General features: G+C 75.6%; 1 protein-coding gene. It reads right to left on the bottom strand.

Annotated elements, in window-relative coordinates:
• The coding region (locus PUR71_RS00735) for a polysaccharide deacetylase family protein (protein ID WP_329924313.1) at nt 1–311 on the bottom strand (311 nt) is incomplete at both ends.

Below are 311 nucleotides of genomic sequence, written 5' to 3'. Positions count from 1 at the left end.
CCGTCAGGTCGGCCAGGAAGGGGTGGGACCAGGAGTGGTTGCCGACCTCGTGGCCGGCGTCGGCGATCCGGCGCAGCTCGTCGGGCAGCGCCGCGGCGTGTTGGCCGACGCAGAAGAACGTCGCCCGCACCCCGTAGCGGTCCAGGAGCTCCAGCACGCTGCGGGTGTGCTCCGGGTCGGGGCCGTCGTCGAAGGTGAGCGCGACCCGGGGGACGTCCCGGCGGCCGTGCTCGAACCAGCGGCCGGCGGCGACCAGGGCGGCCTTGGTGGGCTCGCTGCGCCGGACGACCTCGTGGAACTCCTCGGCGCGG

The organism is Streptomyces sp. SP17BM10, assembly GCF_036322405.1.
Lineage (GTDB): Bacteria > Actinomycetota > Actinomycetes > Streptomycetales > Streptomycetaceae > Kitasatospora.
Note: the sequence above shows the minus strand (reverse complement) of the source record. Positions and strands in the feature narration are given on the sequence as shown.